The organism is Shewanella inventionis (genome assembly GCF_014641855.1).
Lineage (GTDB): Bacteria > Pseudomonadota > Gammaproteobacteria > Enterobacterales > Shewanellaceae > Shewanella > Shewanella inventionis.
Genome location: NZ_BMII01000117.1, coordinates 1 through 946, shown reverse-complemented (window position 1 = coordinate 946; position 946 = coordinate 1). Strand labels below are relative to the sequence as shown.

Annotated in this window: 1 protein-coding gene; it reads right to left on the bottom strand. The window is 37.7% G+C overall.

The genetic code is table 11. The annotated features are described in order from the left end of the window. Positions 1-162: 162 nt before the first annotated feature. Positions 163-393 (bottom strand): hypothetical protein, encoded by a 231-nt coding sequence (locus tag IEW93_RS21840; protein ID WP_188741284.1) that lies wholly within the window; start codon positions 391-393, stop codon positions 163-165. Between the last annotated feature and the right edge of the window lie 553 nt (positions 394-946).

Here is a 946-nt window from a genome sequence, read left to right as displayed (position 1 = left end):
TAAGGAGATAATCGTCATCGGCTTTATTTATTGCTCATGGTAGTTTGTTTGGCGACAATTATCAGATCATAAATAAGGCCTTTTTTCTACCTAAAATATAGCGTTATCGCTAAAGATCCTGTCTATGAGAGGAGAATAACAATAAATTATTGAAAATTCACATCACTGTTTTCGCTCAGCTTCACGCATCACCAATAAAAAGGTTAAATACATCTTGGTCGGCAAAGACAAAATCATGCCAAACGCCACGCACATTGCGCTAATAATAATGCCGGTAACCCCCATCTCGTCGATGGCATCATTAAAATTGTGAAGATAAATGCCAATAACAATCAGGATAACGCCAGTAAAAATGCAAGTTTTCAGCAGTAATATCAACTTGGTATCGGTCATGGTTGCCTCAACATAATGTGCATTAAACACCGCTAATATAATGAGGTAATCTAGACAAATTGGTGTTGATATTGATCAAGTTAACTAAAAACATAGGCTGCAAAATTAAAAACATTTGAGCAACAATAAATCCTCATTGATTTAACCTTTGAAATCTATATGATCGCTTAATCTAGATGCATCATCAGGCAAAAAATAGCCCTCCTGAGCTTCTAGCTGACTTAAAAAAAGATCCCCCCCCAAACTACATAGCCGCCCGAACTTCGGGTTAAATAATAAAAGGATACTTATTATATGAAACAATTAACGTCGGCATTTATATTATTGTTTCTTCTTGGCTGCGGCGGAGGATCCGAGTCCTCAAAAGACAGTACTGATACAAATAATGGTTCAGCCACCGGCACTCAAGTAGACCCACTAGCTGACCAGGGCGGGATTAAGCTTTGTTAAATCTTTTAACCAAAGAAAATCTCGCTCCTAAAATCGCCATTCCATGCTGCCTTTCTTATTTTGGTTGGTTTACTGGCTTTTAGTGGATGCTGCTCTAAAAGGT